The sequence below is a fragment of the Streptomyces sp. NPDC093795 genome (genome assembly GCF_044764665.1).
Lineage (GTDB): Bacteria > Actinomycetota > Actinomycetes > Streptomycetales > Streptomycetaceae > Streptomyces.
The window spans coordinates 685,227-705,597 of record NZ_JBIWIO010000002.1 but is presented as its reverse complement, the minus strand read 5'-3'; the positions used below and the strand labels follow the sequence as shown (position 1 = coordinate 705,597).

Here is a 20,371-nt window from a genome sequence, read left to right as displayed (position 1 = left end):
GGAGGGCAGACGCCGCCTGGTTGTGGGCAGGCACTGCCGCCAGGTTGTGGGCAGGCGTTCCGCAGGGCGGAACGGGTGGGCACAACCCCACCACCGGGCCGCACCCGGCACACACGGCGATGTGTCACCGGCGCGCTCCGGCACCTTGGCGAGCGATCGCCTCGCGGTACAGCTCGGCCGTGCCCTGCGCCGCCCGCGCCCACGTGAACCGGGACAGCACCCGCGCGCGCCCCGCCGCACCGAGACGGCCCCGGAGCTCGGCGTCCCCCAGCACCCGCCCGAGCGCCGCCGCCAGCGCCCCGGCATCCCCCGGCGGCACAGCAAGGCACGTCTCGCCGTCGGCCCCGGCGACCTCCGGAATCGCGCCACCCGTCGTCGCGACGAGCGCCGTACCCGTGGCCATCGCCTCCGCCGCGGGCAGCGAGAACCCCTCGTACAGCGAAGGCACGCAGGAGACCTGGGCGGAACGGACCAGCTCGACGAGCTCGGCGTCGCTGATGCCCTTCACGAACTCGACGGCCCCGTCGAGCCCGTACCGCTCGATGGCCTGGGCGACCGGCCCGTCCTCGGCGCGCTTGCCGACGACGACGAGGTGCGCGTCCGGGTTCTCGGTGCGGAGCTTGGCGAGCGCCTCGACGAGGTGGATGAGGCCCTTGAGGGGGACGTCGGCGCTGGACGTGGTGACGATCCGGCCGGGGACCTCGGCGACGGACGGGTCCGGGGACCACAGGTCGGTGTCGGCGCCGATGTGGACGACGTCGATGCGGTCCTCGCGTACGCCGAGGTGGTCGACGATCTCCTGGCGCGAGGTGCCGGAGACGGTGAGGACGGACGGCAGGCGGCGGGCGACCTTCTTCTGCATGCCGGTGAAGGCGTACCAGCGGCGGACGGAGGCGCGGCGCTTCCAGTCGGCGGCGGCGTCGAGTTCCAGCTGCCGGTCGACGGTGATGGGGTGGTGGATCGTGGTGACGAGCGGGGCGCCGATCGCCTGCGGGCCGCCGAGGAGCCCGTACCCGAGGGTCTGGTTGTCGTGGACGACGTCGAAGTCGCCGCGGCGGGCGGCGAGCGTGCGCCGGGCCCGGAGCGAGAAGGTGAGCGGCTCGGGGAAGCCGCCGGTCCACATGGTGGCGACTTCCAGGGCGTCGATCCAGTCCCGGTACTCCCCGCGCTTCGGGGTCCGGAAGGGGTCCGGCGAGCGGTAGAGGTCGAGGCTGGCGATCTCGGTGAGCGGGACGCCCTCGTCGAGCGTGGGGTACGGCTGGGAGCCGAAGACCTCGACGGTGTGGCCGAGACGGGCGAGTTCGCGGGAGAGGTGCCGGACGTAGACGCCCTGGCCGCCGCAGAACGGGTTGCCCTTGTACGTGAGGAGCGCGATCCGCAACGGAACGTCACCGGCCGCGGTGACGCCCTGCCGGGGGCCTGCCTCTATGGCCTCAGCGGTCATGCGGCGACCCCCTTCGAGCGTGCGTTTCGCGCGAGCGTAACCGCTCGCGCTAATCTAGAACAAGTTACAGACTTGAACGGTCGCCTGATCGTTCGCCTGCTCTTCCCGGCCTTCTCGACCCTCGGCGGAGGACGTCGAGGAGGAGTCGCGGAGGAGTCAGGGAGGACAGAATCTACCGGCAGGTAGCTCCGTGGTGAGATCCGGAACAGGTGATTCGCACCACGACGCCCGCGCCGCCATACTGACGCTCCCCACCGCACGGAACGGGACCTCATGACCGCAGACGACAGAGCGGACCACAGACCCGCGTCGCCGCCCCTCACGGAGCGCCAGGAGGCGCGCCGCCGCCGCATCCTGAACGCCAGCGCCCAGCTCGCGGCGCGGGGCGGCTTCGACGCCGTGCAGATGCGGGAGGTCGCCGAGGCGGCCGGGGTGGCCCTGGGGACGCTGTACCGCTACTTCCCGTCCAAGATCCACCTGCTGGTCGCGACGATGCAGGACCAGCTCCAGCACATGCACGCCACGCTGCGGAAGCGGCCGCCCGCCGGCACCGACCCGGCGGAGCGGGTCGCGGAGACGCTGATGCGGGCGTTCCGCGCGCTCCAGCGCGAGCCGCAGCTCGCCGACGCGATGGTGCGCGCACTGACGTTCGCGGACCGCGGGGTGAGCCCCGAGGTGGATACGGTCTCGCGGCTGACGACGGCGATCATCCTGGACGCGATGGGGGCGGAGCATCCGACGCCCTCGCAGCTGTCGGCGGTCCGGGTCATCGAGCACACCTGGCACTCGGCGCTGATCACCTGGCTGTCAGGGCGTGCCTCGATCGCACAGGTGAAGATCGACATCGAGACGGTCTGCCGGCTGATCGACCTGACGGCACCCCCGGCCACGCCGGCGCACTGAGGGCCGCCGCCCGCCCCCGCGCCCCGGTCCGTACGGCGAGGCGCGGGCGCGGGCGGCGGCCACGGATCAGGGCTGCTTGGTCTTCGCGTTGTCGGCGGCGATGGCCGCCGCGCACTCGGGACTGTTGTCGGCGGCGACGAACATCACCATCTTCACCGGGCCCTGCGAGTGGTTGCTGGCCTGGAGCTGCCAGCTGCCCTTCGCCAGGGACTTGATGACCGAGCCGTTCATCTCGTTGCTCCGGCTCTCCTTCCAGCCGCCGCCGGTCAGGGTCGCGACCGTGCCGTCGTAGGACTTCTTCGGGTCAGCGGCCTTCTCGGCGTCGGCCGTCCAGCTGACCATGCAGTTCTTGAGCTCGGCCGGAATCTGCTCGCCCGAGGCGTCCTGCGTGAAGCCGGCCCCCGTCGCCGCGTCGGTGAGCTCCTTGGTGACGGAGGCCGCGTCGACCTTCTCGTCGCTCGAACCACCCGCACCGCCCGAACTGCCCGAACCGCCGGTGGCGGTCGAGCCGGCCGAGGAGGAGCCGCCCTTCTCGGAACCGCCCTCGCTACCGCAACCAGCGACCAGCAGCACCACACCGGCGGCCGCGGCCACCCACTTCGCCTTGCGCACAGTTCTCCCAAATACGCACGTACGACGGCCTCTTGCCCCCGTTGACAAGGGGCCAGTTTTGCACGTGGGAACGACAGGGGCGCGCAACGGCACCTCACGTCAGGACCGATCGCCGTCCTACCCCGCCAGGGACTCCCTCTCCTTCTCGGTGAACTGCTTCATGCACGAGTCCTCCGAGGCCTGGAAGGAGATCATCTCCAGGCTCAGTCCCTGCGACGCGCTGTGGTGACGGGCGTACAGCGTCCAGCCCTGCTTCTTCAGCGTGACCGCGACCATGGTGCCGCCCTCGTCGTCCAGCTTCTCCACCTGGCGCTGCGACTGGCTCCACCGCTCCCCCGCGAGGGTGCCGACCGCCTTGTCGAAGTCGCCGCGCGAGCCGTCGACCACGGGGCCGATGTACTGCCAGCCGGCCGAGCAGGCGGCCACGCGCTCCGCCAGCCGTTCCTGTTCCGTGGACGGCGTGGGACTGGGCGTGGCGGTCGGCCCGCCGGGGCCGGGGAGGTCGGACTCCGGCAGCCCCGACCCCTCGACGGCGGCGACGATCTCGGCCTGCGCCGCCTCACGGCCGAAGGCCTTCGCCTCCGCGCCCGCGCCGCATCCCGCCCCGAGGAGCGCCACCGCTGCCACGCCCGCGACCGCCGCCCACCGTGTACCCCGACCCCGACCCCGCATGACGTCCCACTCCCTGTGTGCCTGCTGTGCCGAGGGAGTGTCACACACGAGGTAAGCGCAGGTCACGGGCGGTCCCGTCGCGGGGCGCGAGCGGGGGCGCTACTCCTCCGGCGGGAACACCGGCTCTCCCCCGTCCGCGAGCGTGATCAGGATCGCCTCCACCGGGCAGCCCTCCGCCGCCGCGAGCAGGCGTTCGCCCGCGTCGGACTCCGGTGCGCGGGGGTGGGACTGGCGGGCCGTGTCGAGGCGGAAGCCGTCCGGGGCGTGGACGACGCACATGCCGGAGCCGATGCAGACGCCCCGGTCGACCTCCACGTGCCAGCGGTCCCCCATCACACGTCGCCGTATCCGGCCGGGAGGTGGATCATCTTGTGCTCCAGGTACTCGCCGAAGCCCTCGGGGCCGAACTCCCGCCCCAGGCCCGAGTTCTTGTAGCCGCCGAAGGGGCCGAGCATGTCGAGGCTGAAGGTGTTGACGTTGAAGGTGCCGGTGCGCACCCCCCGCGCGAAGTCGATGCCGTGCTCGACGTCCGCGGTCCAGACGCTGCCGCTGAGCCCGAAGTCGGAGTCGTTCGCGATCCTGAGGGCCTCGGCCTCGTCCCCGTACGGCAGGAGGCAGATGACCGGGCCGAAGATCTCCTCGCGGGCGATCCGCATGGAGTTGTCGACGCCGCCGAAGAGGGTCGGCTCGACGTACCAGCCGCGGTCGAGCCCCGTCGGGCGTCCGCCGCCCGCGAGGACCTTGGCGCCCTCCTGCTGGCCGATGCCGATGTAGTCGAGGGAGCGCTGCTGCTGGCGCCTGGCGACGAGCGGGCCGACCTGGGTGGCCGGGTCGAGCGGGTCGCCGACGACGAGGGAGCCGGCCGCCGCCGCGAGGGCCTCGGCGATCTCCTCGTACCGGGAGCGGGGGGCGAGGATCCGGGTCTGGGCCACGCAGGCCTGGCCGTTGTTCATCCAGGCGGCCGGGACGATCCCGGCGACGGCCGTCGCCGGGTCCGCGTCGGGCAGGATCACGGCGGCCGACTTCCCGCCGAGTTCGAGGGTGACGCGGGTGAGGTTGCGGGAGGCGACCTCCATGACCCGCTTGCCGGCCGCGACCGAGCCGGTGAAGGAGACCTTGTCGACGCCGGGGTGGGCGACGAGGTACTCGCTGACCTCGCGGTCGGCGGGCAGGATGCTGAGCACGCCCTCGGGCAGCCCGGCCTCGGTGGCGATGTCGGCGAGGATGTACGAGTCGAGGGGCGACTCGGGCGAGGGCTTGAGGACCACCGTGCAGCCGGCGAGCAGCGCGGGCCCCAGCTTGGCGGCGGCGGTGAACTGCGGCACGTTCCACGGGACGACGGCCGCGACCACGCCGACCGGCTCGCGGCGGACGAGCAGCGGCCCGAGGACGCCGCCGCGCCGCTCCTCGAACACGAAGTCGCGGGCCACGGTGATCGCCGTGTCCCAGACCATCATCGCGCCGAGCGCCTGGGCGAGGACGGACCAGGAGTACGGGGAGCCGTTCTGGGCGCTGATGGAGCGGGCGATCTCCTCGTGGCGGACGGCGATCGCGTCCTTGATGCGGCCGACGACCGCGATCCGCTCCTCGACGGTCATCCGGGGCCAGGGCCCTTCGTCGAAGGCCCGGCGGGCGGCGGCCACGGCCCGGTCGACATCGGCGGTGGAGGCGTGCGGGACCCGCCCGATGACCTCCTCGGTGTGCGGGGAGATGACCTCGATGACCTCCTCGCCGAGCGGGTCGGTCAACTCCCCGCCGATGAACAGCTTTCCGTGCTCCACAAGCTCGGTCATGACGGCCGCCTTCTGAGGAGAGGATTTCCCTGACGATGTCTCAGAACTGATACCAGTTCTAGTTATGATGGGCAACGGTCGAGCATGCTCCGTACCACCGTGGAGAGATGAGGATCCATGCGGGAACCCGCGAACCAGGTCACCGAGCACGGCGGGGGCGTCTGGTCGCTCCGGGTGCCCATCCCCGACAACCCGCTCGGCCACACCCTCGTCCACGTCCTCGACACGGACCGCGGCCCCGTCCTCGTCGACACCGGCTGGGACGATCCCGTCTCCTGGGCCGAACTGGTGGCAGGGTTGGGCGAGTTGGGCCTGTCCGTCGGCGACGTCCACGGGGTCGTCATCACCCACCACCACCCCGACCACCACGGGCTCTCCGGCCGGGTCCGCGAGGAGTCCGGGGCCTGGATCGCCATGCACGCCGCCGACACCGCCGTCGTCCGCCGCACCCGCGAGTCCGAACCCGGCACCTGGCTCGACTACCTCTCCCGGAAGCTCGCCACCGTCGGCGCCCCCGAGGACCACATCGCCCCGCTGCGGGCCGCAAGGGCCTCCGGGCGCATGGACACCCTGCCCGGTCTGTGCTCCGCGATCCCCGACCGCGAGATCGTCCCCGGCGAGCTGCTCGACCTGGCCGGGCGCCGGCTGCGCGCGATCTGGACGCCTGGCCACACCCCCGGCCACGTCTGCCTCCACCTGGAGGAGGAGCACCCGTCCCGGCTCCCCGGGCACGGCCGCCTCTTCTCCGGCGACCATCTGCTGCCCGGGATCTCCCCGCACATCGGCCTCTACGAGGACCCCGACGACGGGACGGTCACCGACCCCCTCGGTGACTACCTCGACTCCCTCGAACGCGTCGGGCGACTCGGCGTCGCCGAAGTCCTCCCCGCCCATCAGCACGCCTTCACCGACGCCGCCGGCCGGGTCCGCGAACTCCTCGACCACCACGAGGACCGGCTCACCGGGCTCCTCGGGCTGCTCGCCACCCCGCTCACCCCCTGGCAGCTCGCCGAGCGGATGGAGTGGAACCGCCCCTGGCGGGACATCCCCTACGGGTCGCGGAACATCGCCGTCAGCGAGGCCGAGGCCCACGTGCGCCGCCTGGTGAAGCTGGGCCGCGCGGAGCCGGTGGCGGGCACGGACCCGGTGGAGTACGTGGCCGTGTGAGGTCTCAGGCCTTCCAAGATCACCCCGGAGCCCGTCCCCGCGCGGGTGTGAGCCGCCTCGCACCCCCCGGGGCCCGGGCCGTACGGGCCGGTAGAGTGAGGGCACGTCGTCATCATGCCCGTAAGGGGGGAAGCCGGTGCGAATCCGGCACTGACCCCGCAACCGTAAGCCGTCTCCCAGGAGGCGGCGAGTCGGAATGCCCCGCCCGGGACGTGACCGCCGGCACCGTCGAGGAATACGGAGCCGGAGCCTGGTGCCCCTGTGGCGTGCCGGTGCCCGGCCGCAGGAGAGGGCCCCATGAACACCGTCCGCCGCGGCGCCGCCGCGCTCGCCGCCGCCGTCCTGCTCGGCTCAGGAGCAGCCGGGGTGGCCATGGCCGCACCCGCCGCTCCCGCCGCACCTTCCCCCTCCGCCTCGGCCGTCGCGATCCCGCCCGGTCTGTACGGCAAGAAGGACCCGACGTACGACGGCGTCTGGCGCCAGTCGCTCGCCTTCCTCGCCCAGCGCGCCACCGGCTACCAGCCCGCCGACCAGGCCGTGGACTGGCTCCTCGGCCAGCAGTGCGCGGACGGTTCCTTCGGCTCGTACCGCGCGGACGTCACGAAGGCCTGCGACGCGCAGACGATGCGGGACACCAACGCCACCGCCGTCGCCGTGCAGGCGCTCCGCGCCGTCCGCCGCCAGGCCACCGACCCGGCGAAGATCGACACGGCCGTGAAGGCCGGCGCCGACTGGCTGCGTACCGTGCAGAACAAGGACGGCGGCTGGGGGTACGGCGTCGGTGGCCCCAGCGACGCCAACTCCACCTCCATCGTCGTCGGCGCGCTCGCCGCGACGGGTGTGCGGCCCGGCTCGTTCACCTCCGCCGAGGGCCGTACGCCCTACGACGCGCTCCTCTCCTTCGCGGTGCCCTGCTCGGACAAGGCCGGCGCGGGCGCCTTCGCGTACCAGCCGGACAAGACCGGCAAGCTGCTCGCGAACGCCGACGCCACCGCCGCCGCGACCCTCGCCGGGCTCGGCAAGAGCATCGTCGCCACCAAGGCGTCCCCGGCGCAGCCGCCGGTCTGCACCGACCTGTCGAAGCCGACGGTCGAGCGGGCCGCGCTCAACGGCGCCTCCTACCTGGCGAAGGCCGTCGCGAAGACCGGTCACCTCGCCCTGCCGCCGATGCCCGGCGCCGCCGACACGGCCGAGCAGCCCGACTTCGGCAACACCGCCGACGCCGTCGTCGCGCTCGCCGCGTCCGGCGCCGCGAAGGAGGCGAAGCCCGCCCTCGACTGGCTGGAGAAGAACTCCGCCGCCTGGGCGAAGGAGAGCGGACCGGCCGCGTACGCGCAGCTGATCCTGGCCGCCCGGGCGACGGAGACCGACCCGCGCGAGTTCGGCGCGGTGGACCTGGTGGAGCAGCTCAACGCCACCGGTCCTGCGCCCAAGTCCCCCGACACCTCGGCCTCGTCCACGACGAGTGACGACGAGGGCCGCGGTTTCGACGTGTGGTGGATCATCGGCATCGGCACGGTCGTCGGCGTCGGCATCGGCTTCCTCGTGAGCGGCCGCAAGAAGTGAGAGCCGTCAGTGGGGTGACCGCGCGGGCCGCGGGCGCCGCGGCCGGCGCGCTGCTCACCCTGACCGTGATCGCGGCGGCTCCGGCGCAGGCGGCCGGCTACCGCTACTGGTCGTTCTGGGAGAGCGACGGCGGCAAGCCGTGGGCGTACGCCACGCAGGGGCCCGCGACCGCGCGCCCCGCCGACGGTGACGCGATCGGCTTCCGCTTCGCGGTCAGCAACGGCACGGGCGACACCTCCCTGCCCTCCGCCGCCCCCGACTTCGCCGGGATCTGCGGAGGCGTGGAGAAGAAGGCCGGCACCAAGCGGGTCGCGGTCGTCGTCGACTTCGGCGGCGCGGCGGACGCGCCGCCCGGCGAGACCCCGCCCGAGAAGACGGTCGAGGTCGGCTGCGCGCAGGTCCGCGAGGACGCGACGGGCGCGGAGGCGCTCGCCACGGTGGCGAAGCCGCTGCGGTACGACAGCGCGGCCATGCTGTGCGGGATCGCAGGCTACCCGGCGCGGGGCTGCGGCGAACAGGTCGCGGAGAACGCCCCCGCGCCTGCCCCCGCGACGGCGTCGACGACCCCCAGCGCCCGGGAAGAGGGAAGCGGCGGCGGTCCGTCCTTCGGCGTCCTCGCGGGCGGGGCGGGCGTCCTGGCCCTGGGCGGGGCGGCGATCTGGAAGGCCCGCCGCCGCGCATGAGTGCGGCCCGCCTGAGCGCGAACGGTACGAGCGCGGCCGGTGTGAGCGCGAACCGTACGAGCGCAGCCCGTATGAGCGCGAACCGTACGAGCGCAGCCCGTATGAGCGCGAACCGTACGAGCTCGGCCCGTACGAGCGCGAACCGTACGAGCTCGGCCCGTACGAGCGCGGGCCGAGGCCTCAGTGTGTTCGCGGCCCCCGAGGCGAGCCGGGCCAACGCCCTGCACGCGGGCGCGTGGTGGCTGTGGGCGCTCGGCCTGGCCGTCGCCGCCTCCCGTACCACCAACCCCCTGCTGCTCGGTCTGCTCGTCGGGGTCGCGGGTTACGTCGTGGCGGCCCGCCGTACGGACGCGCCGTGGGCCCGCTCGTACGGCGCGTTCGTGAAGCTCGGTCTGTTCGTCGTCGCCCTGCGGGTCGTGTTCTCCCTGCTGCTCGGCTCCCCGATCCCGGGCACGCACGTCCTGTTCACGCTGCCCGAGGTGCCACTGCCCGACTGGGCGCAGGGGATCCGGATCGGGGGGCGGGTGACGGCCGAACAGCTGGTGTTCGCGGTGTACGACGGGGCCAAACTGGCGACCCTGCTGATCTGCGTGGGCGCGGCGAACGCGCTCGCCAACCCGGCGCGGCTGCTGAAGTCGCTGCCGGGAGCGCTGTACGAGGCCGGGGTGGCCGTCGTCGTGGCGATGACCTTCGCGCCGAACATGGTCGCCGACGTGGTCCGGCTGCGTACCGCCCGCCGGCTGCGCGGCCGCCCCGCCGGTGGTGTGCGGGCGGTCCTCCAGACCGGCCTGCCGGTCCTGGAGGGAGCGCTCGAGCGGTCGATCGCCGTCGCGGCCTCGATGGACGCGCGCGGGTACGGGCGGACGGCGCGGGTCCCGGCCTCCGTGCGGCGCACCACGAACGTACTGACCCTGGGCGGGCTGCTCGGGATCTGCGCCGGTTCGTACGGGCTGCTCGCGGCGGAGGGCGCGGGGTACGGGCTGCCGCTGGTCGGCGCCGGGCTGCTCGCGGCCATGGCCGGGCTGCGGCTCGGCGGGCGCCGGACCGTCCGCACCCGCTACCGGCCGGACCGCTGGGGCCTCCGGGCCTGGCTGGTCGCCGGTTCGGGCGTGGCGGTCGCCGCCCTGATGATCTGGGCGAACGCGTACGCGCCGGAGGCGCTGCACCCGGGGGTGGTGCCCCTGGAGGCGCCGGAGCTCCCGCTCTGGCCTGCCGCGTCGGTCCTTGTGGGGCTGCTGCCCGCGTTCGTGGCCCCCGTTCCCCCTGTTGCTCCCGTTTCCCCCGTTCCCCCCGTTCCCAAGGAGAACGCGTGATCCGCTTCGAGAACGTCTCGGTGACCTACGAGGAGGACGCCGAGCCGACCCTGCGGGGTGTGGACCTCACGATCCCCGAGGGAGAGCTGGTGCTGCTCGTCGGCCCGTCGGGCGTCGGCAAGTCGACTCTTCTCGGCGCGGTCTCCGGGCTCGTCCCCCACTTCACGGGCGGCACCCTGACGGGTCGGGTCACCGTCGACGGCCGCGACACCCGCACCCATCCGCCGCGCGAGCTCGCGGACCTGGTGGGCACGGTCGGCCAGGACCCGTCCGCGCACTTCGTCACCGACACGGTCGAGGACGAACTGGCGTACGGGATGGAATCGCTCGGCCTCGCGCCGGCCGTCATGCGGCGCCGCGTCGAGGAGACCCTCGACCTCCTCGGCCTCGCCGAACTCCGCGACCGCCCCATCGCCACGCTCTCCGGCGGTCAGCGCCAGCGGGTCGCGATCGGCTCCGTCCTCACCCCGCACCCCAAGGTCCTCGTCCTCGACGAGCCGACCTCCGCGCTCGACCCGTCGGCGGCGGAGGACATCCTCGCGGTCCTCCAGCGCCTGGTGCACGACCTGGGCACGACGGTCCTCCTCGCGGAGCACCGCCTTGAACGGGTGGTGCAGTACGCGGACCAGGTGCTGCTGCTGCCGGAGGGCGTGATGGGCTCCCCCGCCGAGATCATGGCGGTGTCGCCGGTGCACCCGCCGGTGGTGGGGCTCGGACGGCTGGCGGGCTGGGATCCGTTGCCGTTGACGGTGCGGGATGCCCGGAGGAGGGCGGACGGATTGAAGGCGCGGCTGGAGGAGCGGGTCCCTGCGGGGCTTCTCCCCCACCCCGCCCCTTCCCGAAACTGGGGCTCCGCCCCAGACCCCGGTCCTCAAACGCCGGACGGGCTGGAAAATCCAGCCCCGCCGGCGTTCGAGGCGCGGGGGTCCGGGGGCGGAGCCCCTGGTTTCGGGAAGTGGGGGTCCCCCCACGCCCTCGGGCGTAGGGGGAGGGGTGGGGGAATCTCCCTCTTCCGACGGCGCCGCACCCCATCCACCCACCCCACCCCCACCACCCCCCTCGTCCTCACCGAAGGCCTCGCCGTCCGCCGCGGCCGCGTAGAGGCCCTCCGCAAGCTGGACCTCCACGTCCAGGCGGGCGAGACCGTCGCCCTCATGGGCCGCAACGGCGCCGGAAAGTCCACCCTCCTCTCCACCCTCGTGGGGATGATCGCCCCGACCTCCGGCACCGTCCGAGTCGCGGGCCGGGCCCCGCACGACACCGACCCCCGCGAGCTGATCCGCCAGGTCGGCCTGGTCCCGCAGGAGCCGAGGGATCTGCTGTACGCGGACACCGTCGCCGCCGAGTGCGCGGCGGCCGACGCGGACGCGGGCGCGGCGCCGGGGACCTGCCGGGCGCTGGTGTCGGAGCTGCTGCCGGGGGTGGCGGACGGGACGCATCCCCGGGACCTGTCCGAGGGGCAGCGGCTGGCGCTCGCGCTGGCCGTCGTCCTGGCCGGCCGCCCGCCCCTGCTGCTGCTCGACGAGCCGACGCGCGGTCTGGACTACGCGGCGAAGGCCCGCCTGGTCGCCCATCTCCGCACCCTGGCGGCGGACGGGCACGCGATCGTGCTGGCCACGCACGACGTGGAGCTGGCGGCCGAGCTTGCGCACCGGGTGGTGATCATCGCGGACGGCGAGGTGGTGGCGGACGGTCCGACGGCCGAGGTCGTCGTCTCCTCGCCCGCGTTCTCGCCGCAGGTGGCGAAGATCCTCGCCCCGCAGCCGTGGCTCACGGTCGAGCAGGTGGAGGGGGCGCTGTGAGTACCCGTCCCGTCAGGCTGGGACCACGCTCCGTGACGGCGCTGGTCCTGGTCTCCTTCATCGGACTCGTCGCCTTCTGCTGGCCCCTCTTCGCCGAGGCCGGCTCCGCCGTCACCTCGCACGCCGGGGACGCGCCGTGGCTGTTCGCGGTGATGCTGCCGCTGCTCGTCGCCGTGGTCGTGGCGACGATCGCCGACTGCGGGATGGACGCGAAGGCGGTGGCGATGCTGGGGGTGCTCGCCGCTGTCGGCGCGGCCCTGCGCCCGCTGGGGGCGGGGACGGCCGGCCTGGAGCCGATGTTCTTCCTGATGGTGCTGAGCGGGCGGGTGCTCGGGCCGGGCTTCGGCTTCGTCCTCGGCTCGGTGACGATGTTCGCGTCGGCGCTGCTCACGGGCGGGGTGGGGCCGTGGATGCCGTTCCAGATGCTGTCGATGGGCTGGTTCACGATGGGTGCCGGTCTGCTGCCGGGGCCGGGCCGGCTCCGGGGCAGGGGTGAGCTGCTGATGCTCTCCGGTTACGGGTTCGTGGCGGCGTTCGCGTACGGGACGATCATGAATCTGCAGGGCTGGGTGCTGCTCCAGGGCCTGAGCAGTGGGATCTCGTTCCAGCCGGGCGCGCCGCTCCACGAGAACCTGGTCCGTTTCCTCGCCTATGTGCTGGCGACCTCCCTCGGCTGGGACCTGGGCCGCGCCGTCCTGACCGTCGTCCTCACCCTCACCATCGGCGGCACGCTCCTGAAGGCGCTGCGGCGGGCCACGCGGCGGGCGAACTTCGAGGCCCAGGTCACATTCGGGGGTCCGGAGAGGCCCTCCACGGGTGAGGCGCCCCACAGGACCTACGTCACGTACGAGCCGGAATAGTAGCCGGGCGGTATCCACCCAAACCGCCCATCGTGGGGCATGACCTGCGGAAACCCCGCAGACGCACCCCTCGGGACCTTCCTCCCGGGTCCGAACCTTCCTCGTACACGGGGTCGTTGCATCGCCGTTCCCGCCCTGCTTCTCTGGAGGACGTCGCCAGGCAGCCGGTGCTCACCACAGCGCCTCGGACGGCCGGTTCCCCCCAGTTCCCGGGTTCCCCGGGCTCTGGTTCCGGCTTGCCGAAATCGCCTGACGCACACCCTTGTCCCCGACGTTAGGTCGAAACCTTGATCCGCTCGCTCACCACTCGTGTCTCTGCCCGCAAGAAGTCCTTCGCCGCCACCGCAGCCGTGCTGCTCGGCGCGTCGGGTGCGGTGCTCGGCACGACGGGTTCGGCTTCCGCCGCCAGCCCGCAGGAGCTTGCCCGTGACATCGTCCCGGCTTCGCAGTACGCGTCCTTCAGCAAGATCGTCGAGCACGAGTCGCACTGGAACCACAAGGCGACCAACTCCTCCAGCGGCGCCTACGGCCTGGTCCAGGCCCTGCCGGCCTCGAAGATGTCCTCGGCCGGTTCCGACTGGAAGACCAACCCCGCCACCCAGATCAAGTGGGGTCTCGACTACATGAACGAGCGCTACGGCTCCCCGAACGCCGCCTGGGCGTTCTGGCAGGCCAACGGCTGGTACTAAGAGTCACCGCCGAGAAACCGCGCTCTCGCAACGCCCCGCCTCCCGCACAGGGAGGGCGGGGCCTGCGGCGTTTCCGGGCCCGGCGAAGACGTCTGCGAGGCGTCGGCGAAGGCCAACGCTTCTCCCCTACAACCGCCGAATGATCGCCCCGGTTACAACCGCTGAATGATCGTCCCGGTCGCCACCGCCCCGCCCGCGCACATCGTGATGAGCGCGAACTCCTTGTCCGCCCGCTCCAGCTCGTGCAGGGCGGTCGCGATCAGGCGCGCCCCGGTCGCGCCGACGGGGTGACCGAGGGCGATGGCGCCGCCGTTGACGTTGACCTTCTCCAGGCCGTCCAGATCCCGTTCGAAGACCTGCGCCCAGCTCAGTACCACCGAGGCGAAGGCCTCGTTGATCTCGACGAGGTCGATGTCCCTGAGCGACATCCCCGCCTTGCCGAGCACCGCGCGCGTGGCGTCGATCGGCCCGTCGAGGTGGAAGTGCGGGTCGGCGCCGACGAGGGCCTGGGCGACGATCCGGGCGCGGGGACGGAGCTTGAGGGCGCGGGCCATGCGCTTGGAGGCCCACATCAGCGCGGCGGCGCCGTCGGAGATCTGGGAGGAGTTCCCGGCGGTGTGGACGGCGGTCGGCATGACCGGCTTGAGCCGGGCGAGGCCCTCCATGGTGGTGTCGCGCAGCCCCTCGTCCCGGTCGACGAGCCGCCACATGCCCTGCCCTGCGGCCTGCTCCTCCTCGGTGGTGGGCACCTGGACGGCGAAGGTCTCGCGCTTGAAGCGTTCCTCGGCCCAGGCGTGCGCGGCGCGCTCCTGGGAGAGGAGGCCGAGGGCGTCGACGCGTTCGCGGGTGAGGCCGCGGTGGCGGGCGATGCGTTCGGCGGCCTCGAACTGGTTGGGGAGGTCGACGTTCCACTCGTCGGGGAAGGGCTTGCCGGGCCCGTGCTTGGAGCCGGAGCCGAGCGGCACGCGGGACATGGCCTCGACGCCGCAGCTGATCCCGATGTCGATGACGCCGGCCGCGATCATGTTGGCGACCATGTGGCTCGCCTGCTGCGAGGAGCCGCACTGACAGTCGACGGTGGTGGCGGCCGTCTCGTAGGGGAGGCCCATGGTGAGCCAGGCGGTGCGCGCCGGGTTCATGGACTGTTCGCCGGCGTGGGTGACCGTACCGCCGACGATCTGTTCGACGCAGTCGGCGTGGATGCCGGTGCGGCCGAGGAGTTCGCGGTAGGTCTCGCCCAGGAGGTAGGCGGGATGGAGGTTGGCGAGCGCGCCTCCGCGCTTGCCGATGGGGGTGCGTACGGCTTCGACGATGACGGGTTCCGCGGCCATGGGCTCGTCCTCTCCTCGACCGGACGGGGCGTCCCGGCAGCCCGTCGGTCGGCGTCACGGGGAACTAGTACGCGTTCTAGTTCTCTGTGCAGTCTTATGACTGCTACCGCCGGTACGCAAGGGTCCGGGACGCAACAGTTCCCGTTCCGACCCTTGCCACTTGTAGAACTCGTTACTAACTTCACCGACAACTCCTGACGGCCCATCAGATGTGGAGTGTGTTGCCGATGCCCTGCCCCCATCTTCCCGAAGGGCTTCTCCCCGAAGGGTTCGACGCCACCGACCCCGATCTGCTCCGCGACCGCATCCCCTTCCCGGAGTTCGCCCGGCTGCGGCAGACCGCACCCGTGTGGTGGTGCCCCCAGCCGCCCGGCGTCACGGGATTCGAGGACGACGGGTACTGGGCCGTCACGCGCCACGCGGACGTCAAGTACGTCTCCACCCACCCCGAACTGTTCTCCTCGAACGAGAACACGGCCGTCATCCGCTTCAACGAGCACATCACCCGGGACCAGATCGAGGTCCAGAAGCTGATCATGCTCAACATGGACCCGCCCGAGCACACCCGCGTCCGCCAGATCGTCCAGCGCGGCTTCACCCCCCGCGCGATCCGCAATCTGGAGACCGCCCTGCGCGACCGTGCCCGTGCCATCGTCGAGGAGGCGAAGCGCGGCGCGGACGCCGACGGCACCTTCGACTTCGTCACCGAGGTCGCCGTCGAACTCCCCCTCCAGGCCATCGCCGAACTCATCGGCGTCCCCCAGGAGGACCGCTCCAGGATCTTCGACTGGTCGAACAAGATGGTGGCGTACGACGACCCCGAGTACGCCATCACCGAGGAGATCGGCGCCGAGGCCGCCATGGAACTCATCGGCTACTCGATGAACATGGCCGCCGCCCGCAAGCAGTGCCCCGCCGCCGACATCGTCAGCCAACTCGTCGCCGCCGAGGGCCAGGGCAACCTCTCCTCCGACGAGTTCGGCTTCTTCGTCCTGCTGCTCGCCGTCGCCGGCAACGAGACCACCCGCAACGCCATCAGCCACGGCATGCACGCCTTCCTCACCCACCCCGGCGAGTGGGAGCGCTTCAAGCGGGAGCGGCCGGCGACCACCGCCGAGGAGATCGTGCGCTGGGCGACCCCCGTGGTCTCCTTCCAGCGGACCGCGACCCAGGACACCGAACTCGGTGGGCAGAAGATCGCCAAGGGCGACCGGGTCGGCCTCTTCTACTCCTCCGCCAACAACGACCCCGAGGTCTTCACCGACCCCGAGCGCTTCGACATCAGCCGCGACCCCAACCCGCACCTCGGCTTCGGCGGCGGGGGGCCCCACTTCTGCCTCGGCAAGTCCCTCGCGATCAAGGAGATCGAGCTGATCTTCAACGCGGTCGCGGACGCCCTGCCCGACCTCACCCTCGCCGGCGAACCCCGCAGGCTGCGGGCCGCGTGGCTGAACGGCGTCAAGGAACTCCGGGTCCGAACGGCCTGAGCCGGGGCGTCCGCCGTACCGGAGGGGGCGGGTCCCCTCCGGCCCCCCGCCCCACCGACCCCGTACCGACGGAACCGTACCGATGGAACCGGATCCGCACCGGGCACGTCCCACCCCCCATGCGGGGGACCCACAGAATTCTGACCACCATCGTCGCGCTGCTCGCGCTCCAGCTCGGCTCGCTCGTCGCACCGGCGTACGCCTGCGGCTGCGGCGCCATGATCCCGTCCAGGTCCGAGCGCATCGGCGTCGACCGGGAGGAGTCGGCCGTCCGCTGGGACGGCCGCACCGAGACCGTCGTCATGCGCTTCGCCGTCCACGGCAACGCCCGGAACGCCGCCTGGATCATGCCGGTGCCGAGCCGAGCCGGCGTGACCCTCGGCGACCCGGAGCTCTTCGACGCGCTCGAACGGCTCACCGAGCCCGAGGAGCGCGACCGCTTCTACTTCTGGCCGCGCGGGAGCGACTGGCCGTTCGACCTCGACCACGGCGACGGGGCCGGAGCCCCGCCGCCGGGCAAGGGCGCCGGCGTCGGCGTCGTCGGCCGTGAGCGGCTCGGCCCCTTCGACGTCGCCCGGCTGACCGCCACCGACCCCGAGGCCCTCGGCGACTGGCTGCGGGCCAACGGCTTCGAGCTGCCCGACCGGCTGACCGGCGCCCTCCAGCCGTACGTGGACCGGAAGTGGGAGTACGTCGCCGTCCGCCTCGCGCCCCAGGAGAAGGACGCCGTCCTCCAGGGCGAGCTGACGCCGCTGCGCATCACCTTCGCGTCGCCCGAACTCGTCTACCCCATGCGGCTCTCCCGCCTCGCGGCGAACGCCCAGACGCTCGGGCTCTACATCCTGGCCGACCACCGGATGGAGCCCCGCTCCCCCATCGGCGGCGACCGCCCCGAGGTGACCTTCGCCGGCCGGATCGAGCGACCCGAGGGCGCCGTGGCCGGACTGGCCGGGGAGCGGCCGGTCCATCTGACGGCCCTGGAGCAGGAGTTCCCGAACCCGGCCCTGATCGACGACGACCACCATCTGCGGACCGTCGCCGACACCCCGTACCGCCGGGTCGAGTACACCGACCGGCTGCTCACCGTCGGCGGCGGCATCCCCGTGTGGCTCCTGACGGTGGGCGGCGGTCTGCTGCTCGTGGCGGTCACGGCGCTGCTGGCCGTACGGGTGGCAAGGCGCCGCCCGGCGATCGACACCGGTGTACGTTCGCCCGTATGACGAACCCTCAGTGGACGCGAGTCGACCAGTACTTCGCCGAGACGATCGCCCCCGCCGACGACACCCTCACGGCCACGCTCGCCGACTCCACGGCGGCCGGGCTGCCCGAGATCGCCGTCGCCCCCAACCAGGGCAAGCTGCTCCACCTGCTCGCCGGGATGCAGGGCGCCCGGAACATCCTGGAGATCGGCACCCTCGGCGGCTACAGCACGATCTGGCTGGCCCGCGCCCTGCCCGCCGACGGGCGCCTGATCACCCTGGAGTACGACCCCGCCCACGCGGAGGTCGCCCGCGCCAACATCGCCCGCGCAGGCCTGGACAAGATCGTCGAGGTCCGCACGGGCGCGGCCCTGGACAGCCTGCCGGGCCTTGAGGCGGAGGGCGCGGGCCCGTTCGACCTGGTCTTCATCGACGCCGACAAGGTCAATAACCCGCGCTATGTGGAGTGGGCCCTGAAGCTCTCCCGGCCCGGCACCGTGATCATCGTCGACAACGTGGTGCGCGGCGGGAAGATCACCGCCCCGGACCCGGACGACCCGGCGATCACCGGCACCCGCGAACTGTTCGAGCTCGTCGCCCGCGAACCCCGCCTGGACGCGACCGCGTTGCAGACGGTCGGCACGAAGGGCTACGACGGCCTGCTGCTGGCCCGCGTCGTCAGCTGACGGGCCGCACACCCGGCCACGTCGCCAGCCGCCCCGCCAGTTCGTCAGCCGACCGGCCGCCCGCTCGCCCGCCAGCCCACGAACAGCGGCACTTCCCCGGTGCCGGCGAGGACGACCACCCCGAAGGGCCGGTCGAAGGCGATCCGCTCCACCACCTCACGGCGCGGCCGGGCGGCGCTGCGGGTCATGGTGACCTGGGTGACGGCAGCCGCCTCGACCCCCTCCTCGGCGACCTCGACGACCGCCTCCTGCACGACCTTGGCGATGTACAGGTCGGCCGGGGACAGCCCCGAGAAGTCGGCCCCGGGCCGCAGCGCCCGGGTGACGCCGAGCGCGGCCAGCTGCTCGTTCGCGTCGGTCTTCGTACGGAGGGTGAAGCGCGGCAGGGCGAGGTCGGCCGAGTCGGCGGCGAGCGGCTGCCGCGCACGGGGCCCGGCCCAGGCGGCGGGCACCACGTCGCCGGGCCCGGCGCCCGGGTCGCCGAGCACGAACCGCACGCGCACGCCCCCGTCCTCCTCCCCCGCACAGGGCAACTCCACGACGGTGACCCCGTCCACGTACCAGACCCACCCGGCCGGGATCCGCTGCCGCATGGTCGGTACGGGCCGGGTGACGCCGTCCCCGTCGGTGAACGGCTCGTCGCGGGTGAGGTGCCCGGGGAAGGCGGTCAGCCAGGAGGCCTTCAGGGCGAGGGCGTTGAGCAGGACCAGGTCCTCGGACCCGTCGAGTTCGAGCGGCAACCGCGCGATCCGCCCGCCGGTGGCGGCCCGCACCCAGGCGTCGAGCTCCTCCTGGGCGTCGGGGACGTCCCCGAGGGACATGTCGTCCGTCGCCCCGAGGACCTCGTCGGGCAGCGCGGACCAGACCGCCCCGGGCAGCAGCCCGAACGTCACGTCGGGCAGCCCCCGCCGAAACGCCTCCCGGACCGGCGCCGTGCTCCACACCCCGGTTCCCACCGCGACCCCACCGGCCCCCCCGAGCCACCGCCCGACCCCGGTCACAGCCTCCCCGGCCGCCTCCCCCTCGACCCCGAGCAACTCCCGCAACTCGTCGGCGGTCTCTCCCCGAGCCCCCGAGGCGACGGCCCCGAGCGCCAGCCACAACCCGACGGGCGAGACGACGAAGTCCCCGCTTCCGAGCCGTGGCAGCCAGCGAGCGGCGAGGGTCCGTACCGGGTCGGCCCCGGCTGCCCACTCAAAGCCGACCATGCTCTGCCTCCTGTCCTGGGTGCCTTCATGAGCATCTTGACCGCTCCCCTGCCCGGATACGCGGGGATTCCCGGCCCGGCAGCCTCCTGGTCCGGCGGCCGGGAAGAAAATGCGTCGACAGCGCCCCTCGACACCCGGCAAAGTGACCGTCCGTGACGAGTAGTGAACTGTGGACCCGTGCGACCGCCGACCGCTACGACGCCGAGGAGACCGAACTGTCCTCGGCCGCCGTTCTCGGACCGACTCTCGACTTCCTCGCCGAGCTCGCCGGAGACGGCCGCGCACTGGAATTCGCCATCGGAACCGGACGCGTGGGAGTCCCGCTCCGGGAACGCGGCGTGCCGGTCGTGGGCATCGAGCTGTCCGAGCACATGGCTGCGGTGCTGCGGCGCAAGGTCGACGAGAGCACGCTCCCTGTCGTCATCGGGGACATGGCCACCACCGTCGTTCCCGGTGAGTTCACCCTGGTCTATCTCGTCTACAACACCATCACGAATCTGCTCACGCAGGACGAGCAGGTCGAGTGCTTCCGCAACGCCGCACGGCATCTGGAGCCCGGCGGCCGATTCGTCATCGAGCTGGGTGTGCCGCCACTGCGGTTCCTGCCGCCCGGCCAGGTCGCGGTGCCGTTCGATGTCTCCGAGCGGCATCTCGGCTTCGACACCTTCGACCTGGTCGAGCAGATTCTTGTCTCGCACCACTTCACCCGCGACGGCGACGACGGCCGCTACCGCCGTGGGAACTCCCGGCACCGGTACGCCTGGCCCGCGGAGCTCGACCTGATGGCACGGCTCGCCGGGCTCGAGCTGGAGCGTCGCGTCGCGGACTGGGACGGGTCTCCGTTCGCCCAGGACTCCGCGAAGCACATCTCCGTGTGGCGCAAGCCGGCCTGAGGTCGGCCACCGGTCGAGAGTTCTCGGTCCCGGTCCGGTCCTGACACCGCCCCGACGGGTGGA

At 72.7% G+C, this 20,371-nt stretch carries 19 protein-coding genes and 1 riboswitch; of the genes, 12 read left to right on the top strand and 7 right to left on the bottom strand.

Annotated elements, in window-relative coordinates:
* Positions 1-124: 124 nt before the first annotated feature.
* Positions 125-1,444 carry a glycosyltransferase family 4 protein gene (locus tag ACIRB7_RS08195; protein WP_403594026.1) on the bottom strand — a complete coding sequence of 440 codons (1,320 nt, stop codon included), beginning with the start codon at positions 1,442-1,444 and terminating at the stop codon, positions 125-127.
* A 273-nt stretch (positions 1,445-1,717) separates the two neighbouring features.
* Here ACIRB7_RS08195 and ACIRB7_RS08190 point away from each other — a divergent pair, with 273 nt between their 5' ends.
* Positions 1,718-2,347: a TetR family transcriptional regulator gene (locus ACIRB7_RS08190; RefSeq protein WP_403594023.1), complete on the top strand. Its 630-nt coding sequence runs from the start codon at positions 1,718-1,720 to the stop codon at positions 2,345-2,347.
* Positions 2,348-2,413: 66 nt separating this feature from the next.
* Here ACIRB7_RS08190 and ACIRB7_RS08185 read toward each other — a convergent pair whose 3' ends face one another.
* The 4 genes from ACIRB7_RS08185 to ACIRB7_RS08170 all read right to left on the bottom strand — a co-directional run bounded on the left by ACIRB7_RS08185 (position 2,414) and on the right by ACIRB7_RS08170 (position 5,424).
* The gene (locus tag ACIRB7_RS08185) at positions 2,414-2,959 is read right to left on the bottom strand and encodes a hypothetical protein (RefSeq protein WP_403594020.1); all 546 of its coding nucleotides are present in this window, start codon (positions 2,957-2,959) and stop codon (positions 2,414-2,416) included.
* Between the two features lie 117 nt (positions 2,960-3,076).
* Positions 3,077-3,586: a hypothetical protein gene (locus ACIRB7_RS08180; RefSeq protein WP_403594018.1), complete on the bottom strand. Its 510-nt coding sequence runs from the start codon at positions 3,584-3,586 to the stop codon at positions 3,077-3,079.
* A gap of 144 nt (positions 3,587-3,730) precedes the next feature.
* Positions 3,731-3,964 (bottom strand): ferredoxin, encoded by a 234-nt coding sequence (locus ACIRB7_RS08175; RefSeq protein WP_403594015.1) that lies wholly within the window; start codon positions 3,962-3,964, stop codon positions 3,731-3,733.
* Positions 3,964-5,424, bottom strand: a complete 1,461-nt coding sequence (locus tag ACIRB7_RS08170; protein ID WP_403594012.1) for an aldehyde dehydrogenase — start codon at positions 5,422-5,424, stop codon at positions 3,964-3,966. Before ACIRB7_RS08170 ends, ACIRB7_RS08175 begins: the two co-directional genes overlap by 1 nt.
* A 117-nt stretch (positions 5,425-5,541) precedes the next feature.
* Here ACIRB7_RS08170 and ACIRB7_RS08165 point away from each other — a divergent pair, with 117 nt between their 5' ends.
* The 7 genes from ACIRB7_RS08165 (at position 5,542) to ACIRB7_RS08135 (ending at position 13,504) form a co-directional block, all read left to right on the top strand.
* Positions 5,542-6,591, top strand: a complete 1,050-nt coding sequence (locus ACIRB7_RS08165) for an MBL fold metallo-hydrolase (RefSeq protein ID WP_403594009.1) — start codon at positions 5,542-5,544, stop codon at positions 6,589-6,591.
* Between the two features lie 90 nt (positions 6,592-6,681).
* Positions 6,682-6,812: riboswitch (cobalamin riboswitch) on the top strand.
* Positions 6,813-6,888: 76 nt separating this feature from the next.
* Positions 6,889-8,157 (top strand): prenyltransferase/squalene oxidase repeat-containing protein, encoded by a 1,269-nt coding sequence (locus ACIRB7_RS08160; RefSeq protein WP_403594006.1) that lies wholly within the window; start codon positions 6,889-6,891, stop codon positions 8,155-8,157.
* Positions 8,154-8,840 (top strand): SCO2322 family protein, encoded by a 687-nt coding sequence (locus ACIRB7_RS08155; RefSeq protein WP_403594003.1) that lies wholly within the window; start codon positions 8,154-8,156, stop codon positions 8,838-8,840. Before ACIRB7_RS08160 ends, ACIRB7_RS08155 begins: the two co-directional genes overlap by 4 nt.
* Before the next feature lie 101 nt (positions 8,841-8,941).
* On the top strand, positions 8,942-10,153 hold the full coding sequence (locus ACIRB7_RS08150; protein WP_403594000.1) for an energy-coupling factor transporter transmembrane component T: 1,212 nt from the start codon (positions 8,942-8,944) through the stop codon (positions 10,151-10,153).
* The gene (locus ACIRB7_RS08145) at positions 10,150-11,955 is read left to right on the top strand and encodes an ABC transporter ATP-binding protein (RefSeq protein ID WP_403593997.1); all 1,806 of its coding nucleotides are present in this window, start codon (positions 10,150-10,152) and stop codon (positions 11,953-11,955) included. Before ACIRB7_RS08150 ends, ACIRB7_RS08145 begins: the two co-directional genes overlap by 4 nt.
* Positions 11,952-12,815 (top strand): ECF transporter S component, encoded by an 864-nt coding sequence (locus ACIRB7_RS08140; RefSeq protein WP_403593994.1) that lies wholly within the window; start codon positions 11,952-11,954, stop codon positions 12,813-12,815. Before ACIRB7_RS08145 ends, ACIRB7_RS08140 begins: the two co-directional genes overlap by 4 nt.
* 287 nt (positions 12,816-13,102) lie before the next feature.
* Positions 13,103-13,504, top strand: coding sequence for a transglycosylase SLT domain-containing protein (locus ACIRB7_RS08135; protein WP_403593992.1), 402 nt, complete (start codon positions 13,103-13,105; stop codon positions 13,502-13,504).
* Between the two features lie 152 nt (positions 13,505-13,656).
* Here ACIRB7_RS08135 and ACIRB7_RS08130 read toward each other — a convergent pair whose 3' ends face one another.
* A complete protein-coding gene (locus ACIRB7_RS08130) occupies positions 13,657-14,835 on the bottom strand; it encodes a steroid 3-ketoacyl-CoA thiolase (protein ID WP_403593989.1) in 1,179 nt (392 codons plus the stop codon).
* Between the two features lie 227 nt (positions 14,836-15,062).
* Here ACIRB7_RS08130 and ACIRB7_RS08125 point away from each other — a divergent pair, with 227 nt between their 5' ends.
* The 3 genes from ACIRB7_RS08125 (at position 15,063) to ACIRB7_RS08115 (ending at position 18,207) form a co-directional block, all read left to right on the top strand.
* The gene (locus tag ACIRB7_RS08125) at positions 15,063-16,322 is read left to right on the top strand and encodes a cytochrome P450 (protein WP_403593986.1); all 1,260 of its coding nucleotides are present in this window, start codon (positions 15,063-15,065) and stop codon (positions 16,320-16,322) included.
* 119 nt (positions 16,323-16,441) lie between these two features.
* Positions 16,442-17,542 carry a DUF2330 domain-containing protein gene (locus tag ACIRB7_RS08120; RefSeq protein WP_403593983.1) on the top strand — a complete coding sequence of 367 codons (1,101 nt, stop codon included), beginning with the start codon at positions 16,442-16,444 and terminating at the stop codon, positions 17,540-17,542.
* Complete coding sequence (locus tag ACIRB7_RS08115; RefSeq protein ID WP_403593981.1) at positions 17,539-18,207, top strand: O-methyltransferase; 669 nt, start codon at positions 17,539-17,541, stop codon at positions 18,205-18,207. Before ACIRB7_RS08120 ends, ACIRB7_RS08115 begins: the two co-directional genes overlap by 4 nt.
* Before the next feature lie 44 nt (positions 18,208-18,251).
* On the opposite strand, the gene ACIRB7_RS08110 is transcribed toward ACIRB7_RS08115, so the two are convergent.
* A complete protein-coding gene (locus ACIRB7_RS08110) occupies positions 18,252-19,415 on the bottom strand; it encodes a serpin family protein (protein WP_403593978.1) in 1,164 nt (387 codons plus the stop codon).
* A 152-nt stretch (positions 19,416-19,567) separates the two neighbouring features.
* Here ACIRB7_RS08110 and ACIRB7_RS08105 point away from each other — a divergent pair, with 152 nt between their 5' ends.
* Positions 19,568-20,308 carry a class I SAM-dependent DNA methyltransferase gene (locus tag ACIRB7_RS08105; RefSeq protein ID WP_403593975.1) on the top strand — a complete coding sequence of 247 codons (741 nt, stop codon included), beginning with the start codon at positions 19,568-19,570 and terminating at the stop codon, positions 20,306-20,308.
* Positions 20,309-20,371 lie beyond the last annotated feature (63 nt).